The following is a 26,079-nucleotide window of genomic DNA, read 5'->3' on the forward strand; positions in this document are numbered from 1 at the left end:
CAGCTCGTATGTTGAGCGGGTCCGCCGCACGAGATATCGTGCCCCAACGCCTTGGAGATTACGCCATGGCAGGAATCGGGATCAAGAGTCGCGGGCGATTTTCCCCGTTTATTCATTGGTTAAGATTGCCCTAACAATCTTTGAGTCAAATCAGCCACTTGGCTCTGTCTCATTGACTTGAGGCGGTTTTTTCGCCTATTTCCGGTGGCGAAAACGCGCTGCCGAACGGCGCGTTTTTGCCTTTTGTGGCCGCTTTGCCACGCTGCCCGTCAACGCGCTTTCCAAGAGAGGAAGTTTCATCATGTCTGCGCTCTATGGCACATACGCCCGGTCCGATCTCGCCTTCGAGCGGGGCGAGGGCATGCGCCTTTACGACCAGCATGGTCGAGACTATCTCGACTTCCATTCCGGCGTCGCGGTCAATGCCCTGGGCCATGGCGATCCGCATCTGGTGAGCGCCCTCAAGGCGGCCGCCGACAAGGTCTGGCACACCGCCAACACCTTCACCATTCCCGAGCAGGAACGGCTGGGCCAGCGGCTGGTGGATGCGACCTTTGCCGACAGCGTCTTTTTCACCAATTCGGGCGCCGAGGCGCTCGAATGCGCCATCAAGACGGCCCGGCACTATTTCTGGGCCAAGGGCGAGCCGGACCGCTACGAAATCATCGCCTTCACCGGCTCCTTCCATGGCCGCACGCTGGGCACCATCGCCGCCGGCGGCAATCCCGATTACCTCGAGGGCTTCGGTCCGGCCGTTCCCGGCTTCAAGCATGCCCAGCCCGGCGATCTCGACTCCGTCAAGGCGCTGGTCACCCCGCAGACCTGCGCCATTCTCATCGAGCCAGTGCAGGGCGAGGGCGGCGTCACCGCCATGAGCGCCGAATTCATGCAGGGGCTCCGCGCCCTCTGCGATGAACATGGCATGCTGCTCATTCTCGATGAGGTGCAGTGCGGCTTCGGGCGCACCGGCCGGTTCTTCGCCTATGAATGGAGCGGTATCACGCCCGATATCGTGGCGGTGGCCAAGGCCATTGGCGGCGGTTTCCCGCTCGGCGCCTGCCTCGCCAGGGGCGATGTCGCCGCGTCCATGGTGCCGGGCACCCATGGCTCGACCTATGGCGGCAATCCGCTGGCCACGGCCATCGGCAATGCCGTGCTCGACCGCATCCTGGCGCCCGGCTTCCTCGACCAGGTCAATGCCATGGGCCGGAAATTGACCTGGCACCTGCAGCAGCTGGCGCAGAAATATCCCGATCACGTGCTGGAACTGCGCGGCAAGGGCCTGCTGTCCGGCATCAAGATCGCGACGCCGGTGCGCGACATGGTGGCGCGGCTGCGCGAGGATCACGGCCTGCTCGCCATGAGCGCCGGCGACAATGTGCTGCGCCTGCTGCCCCCGCTCATCGTTTCGGAAGCCGATATCGAGGAAGCCATGGGCAAGATCGCCGCCGCCTTCGACGCCATCGAGGCCGAGACGGCTGCCAATGGAGCGGCGTCCTGATGTATCTCACCTTCTATCATTTCGGACGCCGGCGAGGTCGCTGACATGGTTTGTTAGCCGCCATCCCGCAGGATGGCGGCATTGATCCCTCTGCACAGCGTCAATAAAAGGAGCCCGGCCATGACGACCGGCAATCCAAGGCATTTTCTGTCCATCGACGATTTCACCTATGCCGAACTGCGCGGCATGCTCAACCAGGCCGGCGCGCTCAAGCAGCGCCTCAGGGATGGCGACCGTCCGCAATTGCTCAAGGACAAGGTGCTGGCCATGATCTTCGAGCGCCAGTCCACTCGCACCCGCGTGTCCTTCGATGTCGGCATGCGCCAGCTCGGCGGCCAGACCATCATGCTGTCCGGCCAGGAAATGCAGCTTTCCCGCGAGGAAACGCTGGAAGACACGGCCAAGGTGATGAGCCGCTATGTCGATGCCATCATGATCCGCATCCTGAGCCATGCCGACCTGCTGGAACTGGCCGAGGGCGCGACCGTGCCGGTGATCAACGGCCTGACCCGCCGCGCGCATCCCTGCCAGATCATGGCCGACCTGATGACCTTCGAAGAGCATCGCGGCAACATCAAGGGCGCCAAGGTCGCCTGGGTGGGCGACAGCAACAACGTGCTCCATTCCTGGGTCAACGCGGCCGAATTGTTCGAATGCGAGCTGACCATCGCCGTGCCGGACGAATACAGCCCCGAAAAGGACCTGATGCAGGACATCAAGCGGGCCGGCGCGGCGGTGAAGCTGATCGAGGATCCCCGCGAAGCGGTGGAAGGCGCCGACCTGGTCATCACCGATACCTGGGTGTCCATGGGCGACGTGGACGCGGCCGAGCGCCGGCGGGTCTTGAAACCCTACCAGGTCAACACCAATCTAATGGCCTTGGCGAACAAAGACGCCCTGTTCATGCACTGCCTGCCCGCCCATCGCGGCGACGAGGTGACCGACGAGGTGATCGACGGTCCTCAATCGGTGGTGTTCGACGAGGCCGAAAACCGCCTTCACGCCCAGAAAGCCATTCTGTGCTGGGCCTTCGGGGTCGAAACGAACTAGCCCCGGACGTGACCGGCTTTATCAGTAGACCTCATGGTGAGCCTGTCGAACCACGAGGTCGTGCCCAAATGGTGCCACGACCTCGCCCTTCGACAAGCTCAGGATGAGGTCTACTGTATTGCCGGCCTGGCCTGGCCGACCTGAAAGACTTGCGACGATGACCACGGATTCAACCGCCATGACCGAGAACCTGATGACCAGCCTGGGCCTCGACCGCCCCGAAACCGGCGATGATGCGGTCGTGCCCTTCACGCTGGACAAGCTCGACACGCGCGGCCGCGTCGTGCGGCTCGGCGCCGCTCTCGATACGATCCTCAGCCGCCACAATTATCCGTTGCCCGTGGCGCGTTTGCTGGGGGAAGCAGTGGTCCTGTCGGCCCTGATCGGTTCCTCGCTCAAATTCGAGGGCCGCTTCATCCTCCAGACCCAGACCGATGGCCCGGTCAATCTCATCGTCGTCGATTTCGACGCCCCCGACGGCGTGCGCGGCTATGCCCGCTACGACCATGATGCGCTGCTCAAAGCTTCCGAAGCCGGCCGCACCAGCCCGGCCGAGCTGCTGGGCAATGGCCACCTGGCCATGACCATCGACCAGGGCCAGCACATGGAACGCTACCAGGGCATCGTGGCGCTCGAGGGCAATTCGCTCGAAGAGGTCGCCCATACCTATTTCATGCAATCCGAGCAGATCCCCACCCAGGTGCGGATCGCGGTGGCGCAGATGAGCACCAGGGGCGATCATCGCCCGCGCTGGCGCGCCGGCGGCATGCTGGTCCAGCATCTTCCGGCCAGCGGCATGAATGTCCTGGCCGACCTGCCAGGCAATGGCGATTTCGACGATCCGGCCATGGCCGATCCCGATTTCGTCGAAGCCGATGGCTGGGCCGAGGCCAAGGCGCTTCTGGGCACCTTGTCCGATCTTGAACTGGCCGACCCGGACCTCTCGCCCGAGCGGCTCCTGTTCCGGCTCTATCACGAGACCGGCGTGCGGGTGTTTCCGCCGCAGGCCCTGGAGGAACGCTGCACTTGTTCGGTCGATCGCATCGAGGACATGCTGGCCAACAGCTTCTCGGACGAAGAGCGGCAGGACATGGCGGTGGACGGCGAAATCGAGGTGGTCTGCGAATTCTGCTCGACCGCCTATCGGTTCAATCCGCACCAGTTCCAGAATTGAACGCCCATGCCGGCGCCATTGCGCGCCGGCATGCCCGCGCTTGCAAATATTCCTAAGTCCCGGCAAAATATAATTGTTCTAAACGGCAATAGGGGTCCGCCGGGATGAATGCCGACTTGATGTCGACCATCGAGAACGTCCAGCGCGAATCCAGCGCCAGCGGCATTCTCGATCTGCTCTATGCAGCCATCGACCAATATGGCTTTCAGAAATTCATCATTTCCGGACTGCCCGACCGGGGCATGGACGTGCGGCCCTTCGTGCTGCTCTCCGGCTGGGACGATGAATGGTACGAGCGCTATACCAGCCTGGGCTATGTCCATCTCGACCCGGTGGCGCGCCACTGCTTCGGCACCACCTTGCCTTTCGACTGGTCCGACGCCCCCTATGACCAGGAGGCCGACCTGCCAGCTCGCCGCGTCATGGAAGAGGCGCGCGATTTCGGCATGGACCAGGGCCTGTGCGTTCCCATCCATATGGAAGGGGGTATGCAGGGCGTCGTCTCACTGGTCGGCAAGACCGAACACCTGGACGACAAGTCGCGGCTCGAATTGCACATGCTGGCGCTTTACGTCCATGGCCGCCTGCGCTTCATCAATGCCAACGACCCCAATGGCGCGCCCCGCCGGGCGATAACGCGGCGCGAAGCCGAGATTCTCAAATGGGTGGCCAGCGGCAAGACCGCCAACGAGATCGCCGGCATAACCGGGCTGACCGCGCGCACCATCAACCAGCATTGCGAGAACGCGCAGAAGCGCCTGGGCACCAATAACCGCCTTCACACCGTGGTGGAGGCCATCCGGCACAAGCTGATCACGCTCTGAGCCGCTTTCGGCCGTGCTTGTGATTTTTACCAATATCGTTCCCCGCCCCGCCTGTGCCTAATTAAGGCAAAATTGGACGGAAATTGGGGGCCGACCGATGCGCGTGCACATCGTCCGCGAGCCTGCGGACCGGCAGAGCCGTGATCTGCTGGAACACAATTACCGTCTCAGGCACAAGGTCTTCGTCGAGCGGCAAGGCTGGGAAGCCCTGCGCCGGCCCGACGGGCGCGATGTCGACGATTTCGACAACGAGGACGCCACCCATATCCTGATTACCGATGGAAAGGACGTGGTGGGCGGTTCGCGCATCACCCCTCTCGATCGACCGAACTTGCTGCAGACTGTCTTTCACGGGCTAGTGCAAGAAGACCTCCCCGCCGACCCTTCGCTTGGGGCCGATTGGACACGCTTTTACGTGCGTCCGGATCGACGCGAAGGCCGGCGGCGCGCTCCCGAGTCTGCAGCCCTTTTCTGCTCGGTGATGGAATATGCCCTCAGGGAGGGCTTTTCCTACATCACCTTCGTTTCCTCCATCTATATGCTCGAGCATGGCACGGCCGTGGGCTGGCGGATCACCCCGCTCGGCCGGCCGCAGAGCATCGATGGCAAGCCCACCCTGGCCGCCTGGATCGAGGTTTCCGAGGACGCGCTGGACAATGTCCGGCGGGCCACGGGGATGCGCCAGGCGCTCATTTCCGGCCAGGGCCATTTCTCCGCGATCGGCAATTCTCTCATACCCTGAGGGAAACTCATGTCCGAGGCGGCTAGCCTGATGCACGCGGTGCTCGGTCCGGCCTATAGCCGGGACGAGGCGCGCCTGATGCTGAACGAGGCCCTGTGCAGCGAGGTCGATCCGCTGCATTGGTGCGCGGTCCATGCCGGTCACAACCAGGCCGAAATCATGCGCCGCGCCGCCGCCTGGCTGGGCCTGACCTATTACGATGTCGTGCCCCGCATCGCCAAGGCGGACGTCGCGCCGGCGCGGCTGGAGGCCCTGGGCGAAGTGCGGATGTTCCGCCTCAGCCTGTTGGGCCGCGATGTCGCCTTCGCGGCGCCCGATTTCTTCGGCGTCCTGCGGCTCAAGGCCGCCTATGCCGCCAATCCGCAGCTTCGCACCTCTCTGTGCCTGGTGCCCGAACCGGCCCTGCGTGCGCTCCTCGTCGAGGCGGCTGAGGCGGCGCTGATCGATGGTGCGCGCCAGAACCTCGCCCGGTCCTGGCCCTTTGCGGCCGCCCAGCTCGATCTGTCCCGGCCGCTGCGCTGGAGCTTCGCCATCGGCCTGGTGCTGCTGGCCGCCGCCGCCCTGGCGGCGCCTTTGACCGGCGAGCCGTGGCTGTTGCCGTTCTGGCTGGTCCTGGTCGTGCTGCCCACCCTGCTGCGGTTCTGCGCGCTCATGACGCCCGCGCCCCGGCCACGGCCATTCGCCGCAATCGCCGATGCCGATCTGCCGGTCTATTCCATTCTCGTTCCCCTCCGGGACGAGGCCAATATGGTGGATCAATTGGCCAACAGCCTGGGCCGGCTCGATTATCCGCCCGAAAAGCTCCAGATCCTTTTCGTGGTGGAGAGCCGCTCGCCCGATACGATCGCCGCCGTGCGCCGCCGCCTCGGCGATGTGCGCTTCGCCCTGACCGTGGTGCCCGACGCGCTGCCGCGGACCAAGCCAAAGGCGCTCGATTTCGCGCTGCCCTTCTGTCACGGCGAATTCGTGGTGGTCTACGATGCCGAGGACCTGCCTGAACCCGGCCAATTGCGCCGTGTCGTCGCCCAGTTCCGGCACGACGCGGATTTGCACTGCATCCAGGCGCGCCTCGTCATCGGCAACGGCCGGCAGGGTTTCCTGCCGGCGCTGTTCGCGGGCGAATATGCCGGCCTGTTCACGGTGCTGCTGCCCGCCTTCGCCCGCTGGCACGCGGTGATGCCCCTGGGCGGCACCTCCAACCATTTCCGTCTCGAAACCCTGCGCGGGCTGGGCGGGTGGGACGCCTACAACGTCACCGAGGATGCCGATCTGGGCGTCAGGCTGGCGCGCCGCCGCCTGCGCACCGCCACCAGCACCAGCTATACGATGGAGGATGCGCCACGGACCCTGAAACCCTGGCTGGGCCAGCGCACCCGCTGGATGAAGGGCTGGATGCAGACCTTCATGGTGCATAATCGCCGGCCCCTGCGCCTGCTTGCGGATTTGGGCCTCTGGCGTTTCGCCTTGTTCCAGGTGACCCTCCTGGGCATGCTGCTGGCGCCGCTCCTGCACACGACCCTGCTCCTCTTCCTGCTCTGGACGCTGGTGAACGGATTGCCGCCCGGCATGGCATTCGACGCCTGGCTCGCCGCCTGCATGGCGGTGCTGGTGCTGGGCCATGGCACGGCCATCGCCACCAATCTCGTCGGCCTGGCGCGCACCCGCCAGCGCGGCCTCGTCCGCCAGCAATTGCTGCTGCCCGTCTACTGGCTGCTCATCGCCTGGGCGACCCTGCGCGCTCTGGCCGAATTCGTGCGCCACCCCTTCCGCTGGTTCAAGACCCCGCACGAAACCAGGACCACGGCCCGCTCCGGCCCATCGCCCGTTCCTGTGGCCAGGTCTCGCCGGGCATTCGGCGATTAGGGCAGGGGGCAGGCACCGATTGCGAAGGGGCGCGTTCCGGAGAACGCGCCCCTTCATGTGCCGGCTTGTGTTTGGACCATACTGGTCGCGTCAGGCCAGGAGGTTGGCCAATGCGCGATCGATGCGGGCCTTCTGCTCGTCGCTCACCTGTTCCATCGGCGATTTGGGGTAGTACATCGCGATGCCCTGGCGGTGCTGGGCATATTTGGTGCAGGCGGGCAGGTTGTCGTGATTGAAGGCGTTGTAGAGCGCGCCGAGCTTGAAATGCAGGTCCTTGGCCAGCTCGTAATCCTTGGCCTCCACTGCATCCCACAGTTTCACCACCGCGCCCGGGGCGGCCGCGGTCAGGGCGGTGATCGCGCCATGCGCGCCCAGCGAGAAGGCGGGATAGAGCATGGCGTCGATGCCGGTGATGATGACATTGTGCGGCTTGAGGCGCATCAGCAGGTCGGAGACCGACTTGAGATCACCATTGCTCTGCTTCATGCCCACCACGCCCGGCACTTCATCCATGATGCGCAGCATCAGGTCGACGCCGAGGTAATTCCACTGGATGACGTTGTAGATCAGGATCGGAATGTCGGTGCTGTCGGCAATGGCCTTGAAATGGTCGATCGTGGCCTGGGCGCCGGGCTTGAACAGGTAATGCACCGGCGTGACCTGCAAGGCATCGACCTTGAGCCCGTCCAGCATCTTCACCCGGTCGATGGCTTCCTGCGTACTGTTGACGATCAGGCCAGCCAGCAGCCCGCCACGCCCCTTGAGCGCATCGGAGGAGGCGCGCATGGAGGTTTCGAATTCTTCCCGGTTCAGCGTATGCCCCTCGCCGGTGCTGCCGCCGATGACGATGCCGCGGGCGCCGGCCTCCATGATGAAATCGACCTGCTCGGCAAAGCCACCGGCGTCGAGCGCGCCGCCCTTGTCGAACGGGCTGGTAATCGGCGGCAGGATGCCGGTAATGGCGTGGCGTTGCGCGGCGGATAATACGGACAAGTCTCTTCTCCCTTGCACCAAAAGATTATTATCCCGAATAGCGGGATTTAAATCCGGATATGCGATGGTGTAGCAGCGACTTGCCCTGCCGTCAATTTCCCTCCGCCGCTTCGGCCACACGCCGCTATTGTGCTGCGAACGGCGATTGTCTATTCCGGATAGCGGGAAACGCCGGAGCCAGAACATGTCCGAAAGCAAAGTGCCAAGCGACGAAAATCTCAAGTCGCTCAACAAGGTCGCAACGATCCTCGATTGCTTCTCCACCACGCACCGGGCCCTGTCGCTGGCCGACATCTGCCGGCAGACCGGCTATCCCCGCAGCACCACGCATCGTCTATTGGCCTCGATGCGCGAGGTGGGCCTTCTGGATCAGGACCGGGAACGCGAGCGCTATCGCCTGGGGATCAAGCTGTTCGCCTACGGCAATATCGTGCTGGCCAATATGGACCTGCATCGCGAAGCCCGTCCCTATGCCGAAGCGCTGGGCCGGATGACCGGTCTTTCCGTGCATCTGGCGGTTTTCGGCGGCGAGCGAGCGGTGGTCATCCACCGCGCCGAGCCGGCGCCGGGCGGGCTCACGCCCCTTAACCTGTTGGAAAACGCGCCTGTTCATTGCACCAGCATCGGCAAGGCGATCCTCGCCTTTCAGCCCGAACCGATCCTGGAGCGGGTGATCGAGGTCGGCCTGCTGCGCTACACCGATTCGACCATTACCGACGGCGAGTCGTTGCGCCGGGAATTGCAGCAGGTCCGCGATCGCGGCTACGCCGTGGACAATGGCGAGCACCAGCCCGGCCTGCGCTGCATCGGCGCTCCCATCCGCGATCAGTTCGGTCGGGTCTTCGCCAGCATCAGCGCCACCGGCTCGGCCATGCAGTCTCCGGCAGAGCGCGAGGCCTCCGTTGCGGCGATGGTCATGCATCACGCCGACCAGATTTCTAGCCATCTCGGCTATGAGGCTCCTACCAAATAGCGGCCTTGACATATCCGCCCAATTGAATGAAGTTCCGGTATCCGGGATTATGTCCCTTACAGCGACATGCAAGGAGGCATGCCGCGCCTGGATCGGGAGGATATGATATGAAGAAGTCTCTGGCCGGCCTCGCCGCCTTGCTGATGATGGGCTCGATGGCCCTGGCGCAGGAATATACAGTTCGCCTGCCCAACGTTGATCCGCCGCTGTCCAAAGTGGGCGAGCTGACCTATCCCAACCACACCTATGCGATGATGCGCACGTTCAAGGACGCGCTGGAAAGCCTGTCCGGCGGCCGCATCGCGGTGGAACTCTATCCGAGCGGCACCCTGGGCGACCTGCGCGAAAACCTGGAGGCGGTGCAGGCCGGCGTATTGGAGGCTGCCACGCCCAACGAGGCGACCGTCTCCGGCTTCTTCCCCAAGATCCAGCTGACGACCATTCCCTATGTCTTCCCCAATGCCGTCGTGGCCTGGGATGTCCTGGACGGGGAATGGGGCGACGCCCTTTTCGACGAGATGGCGGCCACCACCGGCCTGCGCGCCGTTTCCATCGGCGAGAATGCCGGCTTCCGCATCTGGGCCAACAATGTTCGCCCTGTCGTCGAGCCGGCCGACATGGAAGGCCTCAAGATCCGCACCATGGAAATCACCGCGCATCAGGAAATGGTGTCGAGCCTGGGTGCCCTGCCCACCGCCATCCCCTGGCTCGAGGTCTATGGTGCGCTGCAGACCGGCGTTGTCGACGGCGCGGAACTGCCGATCATCGGCACGCTGCAGCAGAACCTGCAGGAAGTGCTGAAATACGCCACCATCGACCAGCACGTTTATAGCCTGGTCTTCATCGTGGTGAACGAGCAATGGTTCCAGGGCCTGCCGCCCGAACTGCGCGAAGCGGTGGTGCTGGCCGGCCGCCAGGCCGCCGTCGCCGGGCGCGGCCTCTCCCAGACCCTGGTCAGCGACGTGATCGAGGAATTCCGCAAGCGCGGCGTCGAGATCACCTCGTCGAGCCCCGAGCAGGTCGCGGCTTTCCGCGCGGCGGCCCAGCCCCGGGTGCTGGACTGGATGGTCGGCCAGTTCGGCCAGGATCAGGTGGATGGCTTCCTGGGGGCCGTCGAGGCGGCCCAGGCCGAGCTTTCGGCCGAATAATCGGTCCCGACAAGGAGGCAGGCGCTGCGCGCCTGCCCAACAAGGCGCCTCGAATGCGCCCATCTGTCCTGAGGAGGAACGAGGCATGTCTGCCTTCATGAAGTTCGCGGACCTGTTGCTGGTCCTGGCCAAATTGCTGACGATCCTGATCGTCGCCGGCATGGTCACATCGGTTCTGGTCGGCGTGTTCTTCCGCTTCGTCATCCCGATCCCCATGGCCTGGCCCCCGGAGGCCGCGCGTTTTCTCATGGTCGCCGTCACCATGATCGGCGCCAGCGTGGCCATCCGGCAACTCGACCATGTCGGCATCACCCTGCTGGTCGATCGCCTGCCGCGCGGCCTTGCCCTGGCGCTCTACGTTTTCGGCAGCGGCCTCATCATAGTCTTCCTGCTCGTCTTCATCTGGTTCAGCACGCGTCTGACGCTGGAAATGGGGCCGCGCCAGATCTCGTCCTCGCTGGGTCTCAACATGATCGTCGCCTATATCGCCATGCCCATTGGCGGCTTCATGATGCTGGTTCAGCAGATCGCCGCTCTGCTCGAAGCCATACAGCGCAGCCGGACGGGCGGGTCGCCTTTCGCCCTGGCCACCAGTTCCGCGACCTCCGTTTAGAATAGGCCCGTTCCATGATTTTCGCTGGTATCGCTTTCGCGGCGCTTCTTTTCATCGGCATGCCCATCGCCTTCGTGGTCGGCATCGTCTCCATGGGCCTCATGTTCGAGGCCGGCGGCAGCCAGTTCTTGCTGCTGGTTCCCCAGCGCATGTTCGCCGGCCTTAATGTCTTCACCATCATGGCCATCCCCTTCTTCTTTCTGGCCGCCGAGTTGATGTCCGCTTCCAAGGTGATTGAGGACATCATGGATTTCGCCGACGCCCTGGTGGGGCGGCTGCGCGGGGGCATGGCGCATGTGAACATCCTGAACAGCGCCTTCTTCGCCGGCGTGTCGGGTTCGGCCATTGCCGATATCGCCAGCCTGGGCGCCATCGAGATCCGCGCCATGGAAGCTCATGGCTACGACAAGCGCTTCGCCACCGCGCTCACCGTCGCCTCCTCCTTGGTGGGGGCCATCATTCCGCCCAGCATCATCCTGATGCTCTATGCCTCCATCGCCCAGGTTTCGGTGGCCTCGATCTTCCTGGCCGCCATGGTGCCGGGCTTTCTCATGGTGGCCCTGTTGATGCTGGTCGTCATGCTGTTGGCCCGCAAATACAATTTTCCCCGCCGCGAAACCCGCATTCCGCCGCGCGAATTCGTCGCCATCGGCATGCGCGCGTCGCTGGCGCTGATGATGCCGGTCATCATCATGGGCGGCATTGTCAGCGGCATCTTCACCGCGACCGAAGCCGCGTCCGTGGCGGTGCTCTACGTGCTGATCCTGGGCCTGTTCATCAAGCGCACGCTCAAATGGGGCGACATCGCTCCAGCCCTGCTGCGGGCCGGCGTCATGACCTCGGTGATTTTCATGGTTCTGGCGACTGCTAATGTCTTCGGCTGGTTCATCGGCCTCGAACGGTTGCCGGAAGCCGTCGCCTCCGGCCTCACCGGCATCGCCTCGGATCCGCTGACCCTGCTCTTCCTCATTACCGGCGTGCTGATCGTCGTCGGCATGTTCATGGATGTGGGCGCCGCCCTCATCGTCATGGCGCCGATCCTGGCGCCGGCGGCCATAAGCGCCGGCATCCATCCGATCCATTTCGGCATCGTCATGTCGCTGACGCTGGTCATGGGTCTCAGCACGCCGCCGGTCGGGCCGTGCCTGTTTGCCGCCGCCAGCGTCAGCAAGCTCAAGATCGAGGCCATCAGCCTGGCCATGCTGCCCTTCTATGCCGTGCAGCTGATATTCCTGGCCATCCTGATCCTCGTGCCTGAAATATCTCTCGCCTTGCCGCGCGCCGCCGGCTTCATCAACTGACCCGATCGACGAGGCTAGCGCCATGAAGAAACTGATCAACGATCCCCGGCACCTGGTGCGTGAAGTGCTCGAGGGCCTGGCCGATACCAGTCCCGGCCTGGCGCTGCTCGATACCGAGAACGTGCTGATCCGCTGGGATGACGGTCCGGTAGCCGAAAGGCCCGTCGCCGTTCTGTCCGGCGGTGGCAGCGGCCACGAACCCGGACATGCCGGCTATGTCGGCGCGGGCATGCTGAGCGCCGCCATTGCCGGGGATGTCTTCACCTCCCCCAGCGTGGATGCCGTTCTGGCGGCCATCAAGGCCGTGGCCGGCCCGCGGGGCGCCGTCCTTATCGTCAAGAATTATACCGGCGACCGGCTCAATTTCGGTCTCGCCGCCGAAATGGCCAGCGCCCAGGGCATACCGACCGAAATCGTGGTCGTCGCCGACGACGTCGCCCTGCGCGACATCGTTGCGCCCGAGCGCCGCCGCGGCATTGCCGGCACGGTGTTGGTCCACAAGATCGCCGGCAGTGCCGCTGCTCGTGGCCTGCCGCTGGCCGAAGTCACGGCGCTGGCGCGCAAAGCCGCCGATTCCGTCGGCACGATGGGCGTGGCGCTGGGGGCCTGCACGGTTCCTTCCGTCGGCGCGCCGGGTTTTACCCTGGAGGCGGACGAGATCGAGATCGGCCTGGGCATCCACGGCGAGAAGGGCGTGGAGCGGGCCCCGCTGCAACCGGCCGATGCCCTGGTGGATCGGCTGATCGACACCATTCTCGAAGACAGGAAGCTGGGCGCGGGCCAACGAGTGGCAATTCTCGTGAACGGGCTCGGCAGTACGCCGCCGATCGAATTGACCGTTGTGGCCCGGCGCGCCCTGGCACGCGCCAGGGAATTCGGCCTTCTCGTCGAGCGCCTCTATTGCGGTGTCTATCTCTCCGCGCTCGATATGCCCGGCTGTTCCATCAGCATCCTGCCGCTCACCGATACATTGCTCGCCGCGCTCGATGCGCCCACCGAGGCGCGCGGCTGGAACAGCGATGGGCGTGTTGCGCCGGAACGTCATGTCGTGGCCGCGCCGCAAACGGCCGGCACCGGCATGGATCATCCTCCGGGTCCGCAGGCCGACGCTATTCGGGCGGCGGTCGAGGCGGTCGCCACAGCGCTGATTGCGCATGAACCGACGCTGGCCGATCTCGACAGCCGGGCCGGGGACGGCGATCTCGGGGCAAGCATGGTGCGCGGCGCCGAGGCCATTCGCGCCCTGCCGGACCAGGCCTTCAATACGCCGGCCTCGGCCTGCGCGGCCATCGCCGATGCGCTGCGGCGCGCCATTGCCGGCAGTTCGGGCCCCTTCTATGCCGTGGGCCTGGTCCGGGCCGCTGGCGTGCTTCAGGACAAGGCCGCGGCATCGGGCCAGGACTGGTCGGACGCCTTTACCGCCGCCGTCGAGGCGGTGGAACAATTAGGCGGGGCTCGCGTCGGAAACCGCACCATGGTCGATGCCCTGCGCCCCGCCGCCGAAATTTGGGCGCAAAAACTCGCCGGCGGGGCCGAGCCTTCGGCGGCGTTCGAGGCTGCCGTCACGGCCGCCAGCGATGGGGCGGAGGCAACGGCCGCCATGAAGCCTTCGCTTGGCCGTTCGGCCTATCTCGGCGACCGCGCCTTGGGGGTCAGGGATGGCGGCGCCGTTGCCGTTTCGCTTTGGCTCAAGGCCATTTCGGACCAGCTTTCCGCCAGCTAGGAGCGCGGCTATCCGTTTGATATTTCAGTCTGAAATGGGCGTTTGCAGATAGCCGGCGATGAGCCGTCCGAGTTCCAGGAGCGAGGCCATATGGGTGCGCTCCCAGCCATGGGAGCTGTCGAGGGAGAAGCAGACCAGGCCCACGCGCAGATCCCATCCGGCCTCGATTGCGGCGGCGCTGTCGGAGCGATAGTGGCGGAACGTATCGCGTTCACATGCGATGCCGTCACGTTCACAGACTGTGAGCATTTGGCGTATCATTCTGGCGTCGAACGGACCTTGGCGGTCGCGCATTGCTATCGTCACGGCGCCATCGCGCGAGGTCTGGTTCGGAGCGGTGACCGCGTTGTCGATGGCGAGCAGTTCCTCGACCTCCGGACCGAAGCCGTGGGTGCCCCCGATGCCGATTTCTTCGGCGATGGTGAACATGGCCTGGAACGGTTCGGCCACCTTCACCTTGCCCTCGGCGATTGCCTTCAGCACGGCCAGGAGCGTGGCGCAGCCCGCCTTGTCGTCGAGGTGGCGCGAGACGATGAAGCCGTCGACGATTTCGGGCTGCGCGTCGATGGCGACCATGTCCCCGACGTGAAAGCCGGCGGCGATGAGCGCCTCGCGGTCGGCAAGGATGGCGTCCACGCGGATTTCCAGATTGTCCCAATCGGCGGGTTGGGTGTCGACCTCAATATTGTAGCGATGGCCCGAGGCCTTGAGCGGCAGGATGGTGCCGCGATGTTCGGCATAATCGGAAAAGATGGTGACGCGCGCGCCTTCGGCAAAGCGGGCGGCCCAGGTGCCGGTATTGCGCAGGGCGAGGCGGCCATTGGGCTTGAGCTCGGTGACCATGGCGCCCAGCGTATCGAGATGGGCGGCAAGGGCCCGGCGGGGAGCGCCCTCGCCGACCGCGACGGAGAGAACGCCGCGACGGGTATAGGAGGGCAAATAGCCCAGGTCGCGCAGCCAGGTATCGACGAGCGCTACGGCGCGCTCGGTCATGCCCACGGGGCTCGGCGTTTTGACCAAATCGATGAGGCGGGCGAGCAGATAATCGGCGTCTATCATGCGGTGCGGCGCTTTCGCGTGCGGGCCGGGTGGACTTCCTCGAGGAAGCGGTTCTCGAGCTTGGCCTCGAGACCCAGCATGTGCTGCTCGGCTTCGGCCATGTGCGCGGCAAGGATGGCCGAGGCCGCGGCACTGTCGCGGCGGCGCATGGCGTCGATGAGGTCGCGCTGGTGCCGGATGCCGCTCTGGCGGGAGACCGGTTCGGGCTGGACATAGATGTCCTGGGCGATGGTCAGCTCCTTGAGGAGGCGCTGGAGAAAACGGCACGTGAAGGCCAGGATCGGATTGTCGGAATATTCGGCGACGACGGCGTGGAAATCGAGCTCGGCCATGCGCTGGTTCCAGCGCTCGGTGGCATCGGCCGGCTCGTGGTCGTAGATGCGGATGATGGCTTCCAGGCGCTTGAGACCGGCTTCATCGATATGCGGGGTGGCGCTGGCCGCAAGCTGCGGTTCGAGCACTTTGCGCATCTGGTAGATATTGGCGATCGACAGGTTCTTGGCGAACAGGAAATTGGAGAGCAGGCTCATCGCGCGGCCCTCTGACATCCGCTCGATGAAGGCGCCGCCGCCCGGGCCGGTGCGCACGGAGATGAGGCCCTGGACCTCCAGCGCCTTCAAGGCCTCGCGCACCGTGCCCTTGCTTGCCGCGAATTGGGCGATGAGCTCGCGCTCCTGGGGCAGGCGATCGCCGGGGCCAAGGCTGTGCTCGACGATCATGCGCTTGATGGCATCGACGATTTCGTCGGTGCGCTTGCGGCGGGGCAGGGGGATGCTTTCGCTCATCGTGTCGCACCGAAAGGTCGTGCCATCGCCTCCCTCCCCACTCGGGTAGCGCTTGCGCGCTCCCGAGCGCAGGCTCTTGAGGGGAGGGAGTGAGGGTGGGGGTTCTGGGGTAAGCCCGGAACGCGGTGTTCTTGGAGGCCGCAGAACCCCCACCCCGGCCCTCCCCTCAAGGGGGAGGGGGGGAGGGAGGCGAAAGTATGGTTCTCTATGGATGGAAATCTCATGCGGCATCCGGGGTCAGGCGCGGCGCGCTGGCGATGAGCGACCGTGTGTAATCGTGCTGCGGGGCGGCGAAGAGCTGGGCTGCGGGCCCCATCTCCACCACTTCTCCGAGATACATGACCGCGACGCGATCGGAAATGGCTTCGACAACGGCCAGGTCGTGGCTGATGAACAGATAGGACAGGCCGAGATCGTCCCGCAATTGCTGGAGCAGCAGGAGGACCTGGGCCTGGACGGACACGTCGAGGGCGCTGACCGGTTCGTCGAGGACAAGGATGCTGGCCTCGGCGGCGAGCGCGCGGGCGATGGCGATGCGCTGCGCCTGGCCGCCGGAAAATTCGTGCGGATAGCGCTCGAGCGTATCCATGGGCATCTGGACGGCGTCGATGAGCGCGCGCTTGCGGGCGGCGCGCCGGGATGCGTCATAGCCGCAGAGCAGGCGCAGCGGGACATCGAGGATGTCGCCGATGGTCTTGCGCGGATTGAGCGAGGCCACCGGGTCCTGAAAGACATATTGTATGGTCCGGCCGAAGGCGCGCGTGCCCGCGGCGGCCAGCTCGGGCCAGGGCTTGTCGTCGATCAGCATGGTGCCGGCGGTCGGCGCTTCAAGGCCCACCAGCATGCGCGCCAGGGTGGATTTGCCCGAGCCGCTCTCTCCCACGATGCCCAGCGTTTCCCCGCGTTGCAGATCGAGCGAGATGCCGCGCACCGCGCGCACTTCCGAAGCCTTGCGGCCGAACAGGGAGCGGCCGCCGCCAAAGGTCTTGACCAGATCGCGAATTTGCACGGCATCGTTCATGCGCCGGCCTCCTTGAAGAGCGGGCGGACACGGTCGAGGAAGCCATGGCCTTCGCCGAGTTCCGGCACGCAGGCGATGAGGCGCTTGGTATAATCGTGCTGCGGGTCGCGCAGGATGTCCTGCGTGTCCCCCTGTTCGACGATCTCGCCATGGCGCATGACGGCGACGCGGTCGCAGACCTGGGCGACGACGCCGAAATCGTGGGTGATGAGGAGAAGGGCCAGGCCGCGCTCGCGCCGCAGCGCGTCCAGGAGTTCGAGAATGCGCGCCTGGACGGTGACGTCCAGGGCAGTGGTCGGCTCGTCGGCGATGATGATGTCGGGCTCGTTGGCGAGCGCCATGGCGATGCCGATGCGCTGGCGCTGGCCGCCCGACAATTCGTGCGGATAGGCCGAGGCGCGGCTCGCGGCATCGCGGATGCCGACGCTTTCCATGAGCTCGACGGCCCGGGCATGCGCGGCGGTCTTGCCCATCTTCTGGTGCGCCAGGATGGCCTCGGCGATCTGTTCGCCTACGGCAAAAAGCGGATGCAGCGTGGTCAGCGGGTCCTGGAACACGTAGGCGACGCGAGCGCCGCGCAGGCCGATCAATTCCTGCTCGCGCAGCGACAGCACCTCCTGGCCCTCGATATAGACACCGCCCGCGGTGATGACACCGGGCGGCGAGGCGACGAGGCCCATGAGCGAAAGGGCGGTGACCGATTTGCCCGATCCGCTTTCCCCGATAAGGCCGAGGCATTCGCCCTTGCCCAGGCGGAAGCTGATGTTCCGCACGGCGGGGGTGACGCCGCCGCCATTGTCGAAGCCGGCCGACAGTCCATCGACAACGAGGGCCGGGGCGTCCGCCAGCGTTGGCGCAGGCTTGGTCTTGCGCTCGATCCGGGTGACGGCCATGGGGCGGTCGAGAGCGCCGGAGCGGAGGCGCGGATCGAGCACGTCGCGGATGCCGTCGCCGAGAAGATTGATGCTCATCACCAGCACGAAGATCATGATGCCCGGAATGATCGAGGCGTGAGGGGCGGTGAAGAGCTGGGCCCGCGCCTGGCCGAGCATGGAGCCGAGATCGGAGGTGGGCGGCTGGGCGCCGAGGCCGAGAAAGGACAGGCCGGCGGTTTCGAGGATCATCCAGCCGACGGTGGTCGACATGGTGATGACGATGACCGGCAGCACATTGGGCAGCACTTCGGTGAAGAGGATCGCCGCATGGCTCTTGCCGGACAGACGCGCCGCATCGACGAATTCGCGATTGCGGATCGATACGGTGACCCCGCGAATGTTGCGGGCAAAGAAGGGGATATTGACCAGGGCAATGGCATAGAGCGCATTCAGCAGGCCCGGTCCGAGCGCCGCGACGATGGCGATGGCGAGGAGGATATAGGGAAAGGCCATCAGCATATCGACCAGGCGCATGAGCACGCTGTCGGTGGCGCCGCGGGCATAGCCGGCGACCAGGCCGATCAGCGAGCCGAAAAGCGCCGCCAGCGCGGTGGCGCTGATGCCCACGAGAAGCGAGACCTGCGTGCCCCAGATGAGGCGGGAAAGGATGTCGCGGCCCAGATGGTCGGTGCCGAGGAGGTGACCCTGGCTGAGCGGCGGCAGCAGCCGGTTGGGCTGGTCGGTGAGATCGGGATTGGGGATCGGCAGCACCGGCGCCAGCAGGGCCACGACGACGATGAAGCCGAAGATGAACAGGCCGGCCGCGGCGAGCCGGTTGGCCATCAGCAATTGCATATTGCCGCGGCGCTTGCGCGCGGGGGATGGGGCGGTCACGGGGCTTTCACTCATGCCTTGAGCCTCGGGTCGAGCATGGCCTGGGCGACATCGGCGAGCAGGTTGACCAGCACATAGACGCTGGTGGCAATGAGCACGCCGCCCTGCACCAGCAGGATATCGCGGGTGGACACGGCCTTGACCAGCATCTGTCCCAGACCCGGCCATTGAAAGACGGTTTCGATATAGACGGCACCGCCCAGCACGAAGCCGGCCTGAATGCCGAGCACTGGAATGACGGAAACCAGCGCGGCGCGGAAAGCGTGGCGATAGATGACCGTGTTTTCCGACAGGCCCTTGGCACGGGCGGTGCGAATGAAATCCTGCCGCAGTACTTCGAGCATGGCGGCGCGGGTGAGGCGCGCCACCACGCCCGTGGCGACGATGGCCAGGGTCGAGGCGGGCAGGACCAGATGGCGCAACAGATCGGGCAGGTCGCCACCGCCATAGACAGCATACATGCCCGAGGCCGGCAGCAGGCGCCATTGCACCGCGAAGAACAGGATGAAGACCAGGCCAAGGAAGAAGGCCGGCATGGAAATGCCGATCAGCACGAAGAAGGTGACGATGCGGTCGGTCCAGCCGAACTGGCGCACGGCCGAGACGATGCCGGCGAGAATGCCGAGCACCGAGCAGAGAACGAGCGCGGCGCCGGCGAGAATGAGCGTGGCGCCGAAGCGCTCGATCACTTCGTCGAGGACGGGCCGATTGAGCACATAGGAGCGGCCGAAATCCCCCTGGAGGAGATTGGCGATCCAGATGAAATATTGCTCGGGCCAGGAGCGGTCGAGCCCCAGGGCGCGGTTGATGCGCGCGACATTGTCCGGCGTGGCATAGGAACCGAGCAGCGCCTGGGCCGGGTCGCCGGGGATGAGCTTCATCACCAGGAAGACGATGATGGAGAGGCCGAGAATGACCGGAATCGCGGCGAGGAGGCGTTTGGCAATATAGGTGGGCATGGCGCCTCCTGAACTGCGTATCGGCCGGCATCCCCCTCACCCGTCTCGGCCTTCGGCCGATCCACCCTCTCCCCGAGGGGGAGAGGAATAAGAGGCGAGCGCCGAACCGTTCTTCTCTCCCTCGGGGAGAAGGTGGCGCGTAGCGCCGGATGAGGGGGTGCCCCCATCCGGTACAAATTTACGGCTTCGTCACATCCCGCAGCACCAGCGAGAAGTCCGGCTGCAATTCGAAGTCACCCACCGCGCTGGTGACCACCGCATTCTGCTTCCAATTGGCGACGAAGAGCCAGGGGGCGTCCTCGTGGGTGATGGCCTGCACCTGCTTGTAGAGGTCGCCGCGCTCTTCCGGATCGGTGGAGAGGCGGGCCTGGTCGAGCAATTCATCCACTTCCGGATTGGAATAATAGGACGAGTTGAACCCGCCCTCGGCCGGGAAGGCGGCACTGCGCAGGGTGAGGAAGGGCAGGGTGTCCGGATCGGTGGTCATCCAGGCCATTTCGGCCATGTCCGCCTTGCCTTCGAGGCCCGGATTGACCTCGGAGAGGAACGTGTTCCACTCATAGGTCTGGATCTCGACATCGAGCCCGACCGCTGCCAGGTCGGCCTGGATGGCGGTGCCCATCGGCACCGGATCGAGCATGCCCGATCCGCCTTCGGTGACGAGGAAAGTCAGGCTCGCGCCTTCCGCCCCGGCTTCGGCGAGGAGTGCCCTGGCCTTTTCCGGATCATAGGGATAGGGCGCGACGTCCTCGTTATAGGCCCAGTTGAAGGCCGGCGGGATCGGGCCGGCGGAGACTTCGGCCGTGCCTTGCAGCACGTCGTTGACGAGGCTTTCCTTGTTGACCGCGTAATTGACCGCCTGGCGCACGCGCACATCGGCGAAGGGGCCCTCCTTGGCGTTGAGCATGACATACCAGACATGGGGCCCCACCGCCTCGACCACCTGGTAATTGGCGTCATTGGCGAACTGGGCGACATTGTCGGGCGGCGTCTCGAGCAGCACGTCGATGCCGCCGGAGAGCATTTCGGCGACGCGGGTATTGGCGTCGGTGATGGGGCGGAAGATCACCGCTTCGAGCGCCGGCGCGCCGTCCCAGTAGGCGTCGTTGCGCGAGGCGACCACGCTGGTATTGGACCGCCATTCCTCGAACTTGAACGGGCCGGTGCCCACGGGATTGCGGCCATAATCGGCGCCATATTGCTCGACGGCGGCGGGCGAAACGATGAGGCCCGTCGGCGAGGCCAGGTTCGACATGAGCGGCGCGAAGGGCTCGTTGAGCGTGAACTTGACCGTCAGGTCATCGACCACCTCGACGCTGTCGACCGAGGAGAAGAAGAAGGCCAGGGGGAAGGGGCCGGTCGAGGCCTGCGGATGGCTTTCATCCAGCATGCGGTCGAAGTTGAACTTGACCGCTTCGGCATTGAACGGCGTGCCGTCGTGGAAGCTGACGCCTTCACGCAGATTGAAGACATATTCGAGGCCATCCTCGGAAATGGTCCAGTCGGTGGCGAGCGCCGGCTCGATCTCCAGCGTGCCGGGGGCGTTGCGCACCAGGCCGTCATAGATGTTGACGGCGATGCGGAAATCGTTGGCCGCGGTCGAGACATGCGGATCGAGCGATGCCGGCTCGGCGATCTGGCCGACCACGAGCACATTGGGCGGCGTCTGGGCGTATGCCGGCGACGCCACGCTCAGGGCAGTGGCGGCCAGGAGCAGCGACGCGGCGCCTTTCCATGTACGGATCATTGTAAAACCTCTCCTTGCGTTCCCTCGCCCTTGCCGCGCAATTGCGCCGTCCGGCAGAGCTTGATGAATTTATCATCATAAATTTGCGCGCTGTCAATTTATGATGATAAATGATCGTCGATCTGGAGAGTTGAATGACCTTTTCCATAATTGCTCGCGATTTCGTCACTGGCGCTTTTGGCGTGGCTACGGCAACGGCCGGGCCCATGGTGGGGGCGCTGGTGCCGCATACGAGGCAAGGGTTCGGCGCGGCCGCGACCCAGGCCATGACCAATCCCTATCTGGCGCTCGACGCGCTTTCCGTTCTCGGCGAGATGAGCGCGGCGGAGGCCTTGCGCATGGCGCTGGCGCAGGACGACAAGGCGGAGCTGCGTCAGGTCATCATTGTCGACCGCAACGGTTCGGCAGAGGGCTGGACCGGCGGCCAATGCATCGGATTTGCCGGTCATCTCCTCGACAAGGGTGTGGCCGTCGCCGGCAACATGCTCACCGGCGCATCGGTGCTGGCGGAGATGATGGCCCATTATCACCGGCATCGCGGCACATCGAGCTTCGCCGCGGCCTTGCTTGCGGCGCTCCAGGCCGGCGCGGCCGCCGGCGGCGACAGCCGAGGACTGGGCTCGGCCGCTCTCCGCGTTCACGACATCCAGGCCTTTCCCGAACTCGATCTCCGGATCGACCATTCGGACCGCCCCCTCGAAGCCCTGGCCGACCTGCTGAAACGCGCCACCACCGGCCCCTATCACGACTTCTTCGCCGCGGTACCGCGGCGCTGATAGGCAGCGATCGCTCCGGCGATCAGGGATGTCAGTAATCTGGGATTTTTGGAGCGGGTGAAGGGAATCGAACCCTCGTCGTAAGCTTGGGAAGCTTCTGCTCTACCATTGAGCTACACCCGCCCGGATCGGCCCGGTCGATGGGAAACCGTGGCGATCGGATCGCGCCGATCAATGCTGGAAATCGGCGGAGGCGTCAAGGTGCCTCCCGTACCCATCCCGTCGTCATGGCGGAAATTGGGACGGGGCTGGGGAGCTCAGCCCGTGAAGGGCTTGAAATGCTTGGAGAGCTTCAGCGTCTGGGCCTGGTAGTTCGAGCCGAAGGCCGAGCCATAGAGGCGATCGGGCTTTTCGGCCAGTTCCTCATAGATCAGCCGTCCGATGATCTGGCCGTGTCCGAGCAGGAACGGCACTTCGCGGCTGCGCACTTCCAGCACGGCGCGGCTGCCCGTGCCGCCCGCCGCCGAATGGCCGAAGCCGGGGTCGAAGAAACCGGCATAATGGACGCGGAATTCGCCCACCAGCGGATCGAAGGGCACCATTTCGGCGGCATGGGTCGGCGGCACATGCACCGCTTCCAGGCTCACCAGGATGTAGAATTCGTCGGGGTCCAGGATCAGTTCGCTCCGGCCCCGCGCATAAAGCGGCTCCCAGAAATCCAGCACGTCGAGCGCCGCCTTCCTGTCGACATCGACCACCGCCGTATGGCGCTTGGAGCGGAAGCCGATCAGCCCGTCGCGGCCCTGGCCCATAAGATCGATGGACAGCGCCACGCCATTGTCCACCGGCTGGTCGCCGCCGATCACCAGGGTGTCGGTTTCGTGCAGGCGCTGATGCGCGGCCACCGAAAGCCGGCTGTCCCCGCAGCGGAACCGCATCTGGCTGAGGCGCGAGCCGGTCCGGACCAGCACCGGAAAGGTGCGCGGGCTGATTTCGAGATAGAGCGGGCCCTTATAGCCGGGGGGCAATTGGTCGAAGCCGCGCGCCCGGTCGCCGATCACGCGGGTGAAGACGTCCAGCCGCCCGGTGGAACTCTTCGGATTGGCCGAGGCGCTGACGCCCTCGGGCAGGTCCAGGCTTTCTTCCAGCGGCACCAGATAGACGCAGCCGCGCTCCAGCACCGCGCCCCTGGACAGGTCGATCTCGTGCAGCTTCAGCGCCTCGATGCGTTCGGCCACCGAATGGCCGGGTCCGGGCAGGAAGCTCGAGCGCACGCGGAACGCGGTCTTGCCCAGCCGCAGGTCGAGGCTGGCCGGCTGCACCTGGTCGGGGTCGAAGGGCCGGGCCGCCTGGATGGCGCCCTCCGCGTGCAGCTTTTCGATGAGCCGCGCCGTAAAGACGCCCCTGGGCCAGGTGTCCGTCATGTCCCGACTTGTCCTTGCTCGTCATGGCCGGGCTGGTCCCGGCGATCCATCTTTCCCTTGTGCCAAGTCTGGATTGCCCGGACAAGCGCGGCAATGCCGATCGGGCCGGGCTTGACCGGCTTCTCCCCAGGAAGGGAACAATTGACGCCAGCGGCCAATTGCCTTTACATCACGGCCCAGTGGTGATTTGGCCGGTCGCTTGCAGCCACTTAAAACAAATCGCTAAAGACCGTTGTGGAGCCGGCCGCCAGAGCGAGCCGGTTTTTTTGTTTGAGAGCGCCGACATGTCGAAAGAGCACAATCCCCTCCGCGATCCCAGAAAGCTCTCGGCGGCGACCCGAATGGTCCATGGCGGCGGCAAGAGGTCCGAATTCCACGAGACCAGCGAGGCGCTCTTCCTCAATTCGGGCTATTCCTATCCAAGCTCCGAACATGCCGAGCTCTTGTTCCAGAACAAGATTCCGGGCGGCCACAATTATTCCCGCTTCGCCAATCCATCCGTCGACATGTTCGAGGATCGCATGGCGCTGCTCGAAGGCGCCGAGGCCGGCAAGGCCTTTGCCTCGGGCATGGCGGCGGTCACCAATGCCGTGATGAGCCAGGTGCGGGCAGGGGACCACATCGTCGCCGCCCAGGCGCTGTTCGGCGGCTGTCGCTATGTCGTGGAAGATTTCGCGCCCCGCTTCGGCGTCGCCTCCACTCTGGTCGATGGCCGCGATCCGGAAAATTTCGCCCGCGCCATGCAGCCCAATACCAAGGTGGTGTTCATCGAGACGCCAACCAATCCGACGCTGGAACTGGTCGATATCAAGGCCGTCGCCGAGATCGCCCATGCCCATGGCGCCAGGCTCATCGTCGACAATGTCTTTTCCACCGCCCTCTACCAGAAGCCGCTGGAACTGGGCGCCGATCTCGTCACCTATTCGGCCACCAAGCATATCGATGGCCAGGGCCGGGTCCTGGGCGGCATCGTGCTGGGTTCGTCCGAATTGATCGAGGGCGACATCCACACCTTCCTGCGCCAGACCGGCGCCACGCTCAGCGCCTTCAATGCCTGGCTGCTGCTCAAGGGGCTCGAAACCTATGCCCTGCGCGTCGAGCGCATGACCGACAGCGCCGAAAAGGTGGCGGCGGCGCTGGCCAGCCACCCCAAGGTGGAGCGCGTCATCTATCCGCATCATTCCAGCCACCCGCAATATGACCTGGCCAGGCGGCAGATGACGCGCGGCTCGACCCTCCTGGCCATCGACGTCAAGGGCGGCCAGCAAGGCGCCTTCGCGCTGTCGGACAATCTGGCGGTGATCCTGATTTCCAACAATCTGGGCGACGCCAAATCCCTCATCACCCATCCGCGCACCACCACCCATGCCCGCCTCACCGAAGAGGTGCGCCTCGAAACCGGCGTCACCCCGGGCCTGCTCCGGCTCTCGGTGGGCCTCGAAGACCCTGACGATCTCATTGCCGACCTGATGTATGGGCTGGATCAGGTTTAGGGGGATGCAGCGGCCATGAAGACGCTGTTTCGCATAGGGCCGGCCCCCCACCCCATCCCTCCCCGCAAGGGGGAGGGTGCCGGGCCGGCGTTTCCGACGAGATGGCGCCACGCACGCGATGCGGCACCTCCCCCCTTGCGGGGGAGGTTGGGAGGGGGGGCTGGCTGGCTGGGCCTTGTCAGTGGTGTTCTTGCCCTGCTGCTCCTCGCCATTCCCGCTCTCGCCCAGCCCATCCCCTATCATGCCGATCCCGATGCCCGCGAGATTCTGCCCAATCTCCAGCCCGTGCCGGCCATTCGCTTTCTCACCACGGCCGATTTCCCGCCCTTCAATTTCCGCGACACCAATGGCGAGCTGATCGGGTTCAATATCGATCTGGCGCGGCGCATCTGCATCGAGGTCAATGTCGCCTGCACCATCCAGGCCTGGCCCTGGGACCAGGCCGCCAATGCGCTTGCGGACAGCCAGGGCGATGCGCTGATCGCCGGCCTCGCCATGAGTCCGGAAAACGGGGAGAGCTTCGATTTCTCCGCAATCTATCTGGCACTGCCTGGCCGCTTCGTCACCCGCGCCGCCGCCATCGACGGCTTCCGGCCCGAGGCGGCCGGCCGCGTTGCCGTGCGCGCCGGCAGCGCCCATGAGGATTTTCTCGCCCGCTACCTGCCCGGCCTGGAGCGCGTCGGGTTCGAGGATGAACTGGCGGCGCTCGAAGCCATGCGCACCGGCAGCGTCGATGCCTTTTTCGGCGATGCCATGCGGGCCGCCTTTTGGCTTAACGACAATCTGGCCTGCTGTGGCTTTGCCGGCGAAGCCTATTTCCGCCCGCGTCTCTTCGGCGAAGGCCTCGCCATCGCCGTGCCCGCCGGGAACGATCCGGTGCGCCACGCCATCGACTGGGCCCTGGTCCGCCTCAAGGCCAATGGTACATTGGACGAGCTTTACCTCCGCTGGTTCCCGGTGGGGTTTTATTAGCTTCTCCCCCAATCCGGGGGTGGGGATGGTTCAATTACCCACTGATGGCCCCTCCTCTTAAGGGTGAGCAAAGCAAAAGAGTCGTGATTCCAGCTCAAAGTGGACTGCTTTAAGGGCATCTAACCCAATCCGGATCGTCACCCTCGGGCCTGACCCGAGGGTTCTTCGTTTTTGGGTCTATCGCAAACGGCCTCGGGTCGAGCAACCGTGGATGGTTAGGCGAATGCCT

Annotated in this window: 22 protein-coding genes, 1 tRNA gene and 1 riboswitch; of the genes, 14 read left to right on the forward strand and 9 right to left on the reverse strand. The window is 65.0% G+C overall.

What is annotated here, in order from left to right; translation table 11 throughout:
- Positions 1–301 precede the first annotated feature (301 nt).
- The 6 genes from A3840_RS16655 to A3840_RS16680 all read left to right on the forward strand — a co-directional run bounded on the left by A3840_RS16655 (position 302) and on the right by A3840_RS16680 (position 7,154).
- Positions 302–1,501, forward strand: a complete 1,200-nt coding sequence (locus tag A3840_RS16655; protein ID WP_067459494.1) for an aspartate aminotransferase family protein — start codon at positions 302–304, stop codon at positions 1,499–1,501.
- 120 nt (positions 1,502–1,621) lie between these two features.
- A complete protein-coding gene (gene argF / locus A3840_RS16660; protein ID WP_067459556.1) occupies positions 1,622–2,551 on the forward strand; it encodes an ornithine carbamoyltransferase in 930 nt (309 codons plus the stop codon).
- A gap of 178 nt (positions 2,552–2,729) precedes the next feature.
- Complete coding sequence (locus tag A3840_RS16665) at positions 2,730–3,725, forward strand: Hsp33 family molecular chaperone (RefSeq protein ID WP_067459559.1); 996 nt, start codon at positions 2,730–2,732, stop codon at positions 3,723–3,725.
- A gap of 104 nt (positions 3,726–3,829) precedes the next feature.
- A complete protein-coding gene (locus A3840_RS16670; protein ID WP_067459496.1) occupies positions 3,830–4,549 on the forward strand; it encodes a helix-turn-helix transcriptional regulator in 720 nt (239 codons plus the stop codon).
- A 97-nt stretch (positions 4,550–4,646) separates the two neighbouring features.
- Positions 4,647–5,291 (forward strand): acyl-homoserine-lactone synthase, encoded by a 645-nt coding sequence (locus tag A3840_RS16675; protein ID WP_067459499.1) that lies wholly within the window; start codon positions 4,647–4,649, stop codon positions 5,289–5,291.
- Positions 5,292–5,300: 9 nt separating this feature from the next.
- Entirely contained in the window at positions 5,301–7,154 is a 1,854-nt protein-coding gene (locus A3840_RS16680; protein ID WP_067459502.1) for a glycosyltransferase family 2 protein, read from the forward strand.
- 90 nt (positions 7,155–7,244) lie between these two features.
- Here A3840_RS16680 and A3840_RS16685 read toward each other — a convergent pair whose 3' ends face one another.
- The gene (locus tag A3840_RS16685; RefSeq protein ID WP_245676654.1) at positions 7,245–8,147 is read right to left on the reverse strand and encodes a dihydrodipicolinate synthase family protein; all 903 of its coding nucleotides are present in this window, start codon (positions 8,145–8,147) and stop codon (positions 7,245–7,247) included.
- Positions 8,148–8,331: 184 nt separating this feature from the next.
- Between A3840_RS16685 and A3840_RS16690 the strand changes: the two genes are divergently transcribed.
- From A3840_RS16690 to A3840_RS16710, 5 genes are all read left to right on the forward strand, one after another.
- On the forward strand, positions 8,332–9,120 hold the full coding sequence (locus A3840_RS16690; protein ID WP_067459505.1) for an IclR family transcriptional regulator: 789 nt from the start codon (positions 8,332–8,334) through the stop codon (positions 9,118–9,120).
- Positions 9,121–9,227: 107 nt separating this feature from the next.
- Positions 9,228–10,268: a DctP family TRAP transporter solute-binding subunit gene (locus tag A3840_RS16695; RefSeq protein WP_067459508.1), complete on the forward strand. Its 1,041-nt coding sequence runs from the start codon at positions 9,228–9,230 to the stop codon at positions 10,266–10,268.
- A gap of 85 nt (positions 10,269–10,353) precedes the next feature.
- Complete coding sequence (locus tag A3840_RS16700) at positions 10,354–10,881, forward strand: TRAP transporter small permease (protein ID WP_067459511.1); 528 nt, start codon at positions 10,354–10,356, stop codon at positions 10,879–10,881.
- Between the two features lie 14 nt (positions 10,882–10,895).
- Positions 10,896–12,182: a TRAP transporter large permease gene (locus A3840_RS16705; RefSeq protein WP_067459514.1), complete on the forward strand. Its 1,287-nt coding sequence runs from the start codon at positions 10,896–10,898 to the stop codon at positions 12,180–12,182.
- A 22-nt stretch (positions 12,183–12,204) separates the two neighbouring features.
- Positions 12,205–13,905 (forward strand): dihydroxyacetone kinase family protein, encoded by a 1,701-nt coding sequence (locus tag A3840_RS16710; protein ID WP_067459517.1) that lies wholly within the window; start codon positions 12,205–12,207, stop codon positions 13,903–13,905.
- A 24-nt stretch (positions 13,906–13,929) separates the two neighbouring features.
- Here A3840_RS16710 and A3840_RS16715 read toward each other — a convergent pair whose 3' ends face one another.
- From A3840_RS16715 to A3840_RS16740, 6 genes are all read right to left on the reverse strand, one after another.
- The gene (locus tag A3840_RS16715; RefSeq protein ID WP_067459520.1) at positions 13,930–14,964 is read right to left on the reverse strand and encodes an osmoprotectant NAGGN system M42 family peptidase; all 1,035 of its coding nucleotides are present in this window, start codon (positions 14,962–14,964) and stop codon (positions 13,930–13,932) included.
- A complete protein-coding gene (locus A3840_RS16720; protein WP_067459523.1) occupies positions 14,961–15,749 on the reverse strand; it encodes a FadR/GntR family transcriptional regulator in 789 nt (262 codons plus the stop codon). Before A3840_RS16720 ends, A3840_RS16715 begins: the two co-directional genes overlap by 4 nt.
- 220 nt (positions 15,750–15,969) lie before the next feature.
- Positions 15,970–16,770 (reverse strand): ATP-binding cassette domain-containing protein, encoded by an 801-nt coding sequence (locus A3840_RS16725; protein ID WP_067459526.1) that lies wholly within the window; start codon positions 16,768–16,770, stop codon positions 15,970–15,972.
- Entirely contained in the window at positions 16,767–18,554 is a 1,788-nt protein-coding gene (locus A3840_RS16730; RefSeq protein ID WP_067459529.1) for a dipeptide/oligopeptide/nickel ABC transporter permease/ATP-binding protein, read from the reverse strand. Before A3840_RS16730 ends, A3840_RS16725 begins: the two co-directional genes overlap by 4 nt.
- A complete protein-coding gene (locus A3840_RS16735) occupies positions 18,551–19,498 on the reverse strand; it encodes an ABC transporter permease (protein WP_067459532.1) in 948 nt (315 codons plus the stop codon). The genes A3840_RS16730 and A3840_RS16735 overlap by 4 nt, the downstream gene beginning before the upstream one ends.
- 178 nt (positions 19,499–19,676) lie before the next feature.
- Positions 19,677–21,245, reverse strand: coding sequence for an ABC transporter substrate-binding protein (locus A3840_RS16740; protein ID WP_067459535.1), 1,569 nt, complete (start codon positions 21,243–21,245; stop codon positions 19,677–19,679).
- A 134-nt stretch (positions 21,246–21,379) separates the two neighbouring features.
- Between A3840_RS16740 and A3840_RS16745 the strand changes: the two genes are divergently transcribed.
- Positions 21,380–22,021 (forward strand): DUF1028 domain-containing protein, encoded by a 642-nt coding sequence (locus tag A3840_RS16745; RefSeq protein WP_067459538.1) that lies wholly within the window; start codon positions 21,380–21,382, stop codon positions 22,019–22,021.
- 49 nt (positions 22,022–22,070) lie between these two features.
- Here A3840_RS16745 and A3840_RS16750 read toward each other — a convergent pair.
- Both A3840_RS16750 and A3840_RS16755 read right to left on the reverse strand, forming a co-directional pair.
- Positions 22,071–22,144 (reverse strand) — tRNA-Gly (locus tag A3840_RS16750).
- Between the two features lie 134 nt (positions 22,145–22,278).
- The gene (locus A3840_RS16755; protein WP_067459541.1) at positions 22,279–23,385 is read right to left on the reverse strand and encodes a 2'-deoxycytidine 5'-triphosphate deaminase; all 1,107 of its coding nucleotides are present in this window, start codon (positions 23,383–23,385) and stop codon (positions 22,279–22,281) included.
- A gap of 169 nt (positions 23,386–23,554) precedes the next feature.
- Positions 23,555–23,630: riboswitch (SAM riboswitch) on the forward strand.
- Positions 23,631–23,669: 39 nt separating this feature from the next.
- Between A3840_RS16755 and metZ the strand changes: the two genes are divergently transcribed.
- Complete coding sequence (gene metZ, locus A3840_RS16760) at positions 23,670–24,878, forward strand: O-succinylhomoserine sulfhydrylase (RefSeq protein WP_067459544.1); 1,209 nt, start codon at positions 23,670–23,672, stop codon at positions 24,876–24,878.
- A gap of 147 nt (positions 24,879–25,025) precedes the next feature.
- Positions 25,026–25,850, forward strand: a complete 825-nt coding sequence (locus tag A3840_RS16765; protein ID WP_165603205.1) for a transporter substrate-binding domain-containing protein — start codon at positions 25,026–25,028, stop codon at positions 25,848–25,850.
- Positions 25,851–26,079: the final 229 nt, after the last annotated feature.

The organism is Devosia elaeis, from assembly GCF_001650025.1.
Taxonomy (GTDB): Bacteria; Pseudomonadota; Alphaproteobacteria; order Rhizobiales; family Devosiaceae; genus Devosia; species Devosia elaeis.

What these genes read in the sequence shown, in the direction of transcription:
- A3840_RS16655 (WP_067459494.1), top strand. Translation starts at nt 302, where the DNA reads ATGTCTGCGCTCTATGGCACATACGCCCGGTCCGATCTCGCCTTCGAG.
- argF (WP_067459556.1), top strand. Translation starts at nt 1,622, where the DNA reads ATGACGACCGGCAATCCAAGGCATTTTCTGTCCATCGACGATTTCACC.
- A3840_RS16665 (WP_067459559.1), top strand. Translation starts at nt 2,730, where the DNA reads ATGACCGAGAACCTGATGACCAGCCTGGGCCTCGACCGCCCCGAAACC.
- A3840_RS16670 (WP_067459496.1), top strand. Translation starts at nt 3,830, where the DNA reads ATGAATGCCGACTTGATGTCGACCATCGAGAACGTCCAGCGCGAATCC.
- A3840_RS16675 (WP_067459499.1), top strand. Translation starts at nt 4,647, where the DNA reads ATGCGCGTGCACATCGTCCGCGAGCCTGCGGACCGGCAGAGCCGTGAT.
- A3840_RS16680 (WP_067459502.1), top strand. Translation starts at nt 5,301, where the DNA reads ATGTCCGAGGCGGCTAGCCTGATGCACGCGGTGCTCGGTCCGGCCTAT.
- A3840_RS16690 (WP_067459505.1), top strand. Translation starts at nt 8,332, where the DNA reads ATGTCCGAAAGCAAAGTGCCAAGCGACGAAAATCTCAAGTCGCTCAAC.
- A3840_RS16695 (WP_067459508.1), top strand. Translation starts at nt 9,228, where the DNA reads ATGAAGAAGTCTCTGGCCGGCCTCGCCGCCTTGCTGATGATGGGCTCG.
- A3840_RS16700 (WP_067459511.1), top strand. Translation starts at nt 10,354, where the DNA reads ATGTCTGCCTTCATGAAGTTCGCGGACCTGTTGCTGGTCCTGGCCAAA.
- A3840_RS16705 (WP_067459514.1), top strand. Translation starts at nt 10,896, where the DNA reads ATGATTTTCGCTGGTATCGCTTTCGCGGCGCTTCTTTTCATCGGCATG.
- A3840_RS16710 (WP_067459517.1), top strand. Translation starts at nt 12,205, where the DNA reads ATGAAGAAACTGATCAACGATCCCCGGCACCTGGTGCGTGAAGTGCTC.
- A3840_RS16715 (WP_067459520.1), bottom strand. Translation starts at nt 14,964, where the DNA reads ATGATAGACGCCGATTATCTGCTCGCCCGCCTCATCGATTTGGTCAAA.
- A3840_RS16720 (WP_067459523.1), bottom strand. Translation starts at nt 15,749, where the DNA reads ATGAGCGAAAGCATCCCCCTGCCCCGCCGCAAGCGCACCGACGAAATC.
- A3840_RS16725 (WP_067459526.1), bottom strand. Translation starts at nt 16,770, where the DNA reads ATGAACGATGCCGTGCAAATTCGCGATCTGGTCAAGACCTTTGGCGGC.
- A3840_RS16730 (WP_067459529.1), bottom strand. Translation starts at nt 18,554, where the DNA reads ATGAGTGAAAGCCCCGTGACCGCCCCATCCCCCGCGCGCAAGCGCCGC.
- A3840_RS16735 (WP_067459532.1), bottom strand. Translation starts at nt 19,498, where the DNA reads ATGCCCACCTATATTGCCAAACGCCTCCTCGCCGCGATTCCGGTCATT.
- A3840_RS16740 (WP_067459535.1), bottom strand. Translation starts at nt 21,245, where the DNA reads ATGATCCGTACATGGAAAGGCGCCGCGTCGCTGCTCCTGGCCGCCACT.
- A3840_RS16745 (WP_067459538.1), top strand. Translation starts at nt 21,380, where the DNA reads ATGACCTTTTCCATAATTGCTCGCGATTTCGTCACTGGCGCTTTTGGC.
- A3840_RS16755 (WP_067459541.1), bottom strand. Translation starts at nt 23,385, where the DNA reads ATGACGGACACCTGGCCCAGGGGCGTCTTTACGGCGCGGCTCATCGAA.
- metZ (WP_067459544.1), top strand. Translation starts at nt 23,670, where the DNA reads ATGTCGAAAGAGCACAATCCCCTCCGCGATCCCAGAAAGCTCTCGGCG.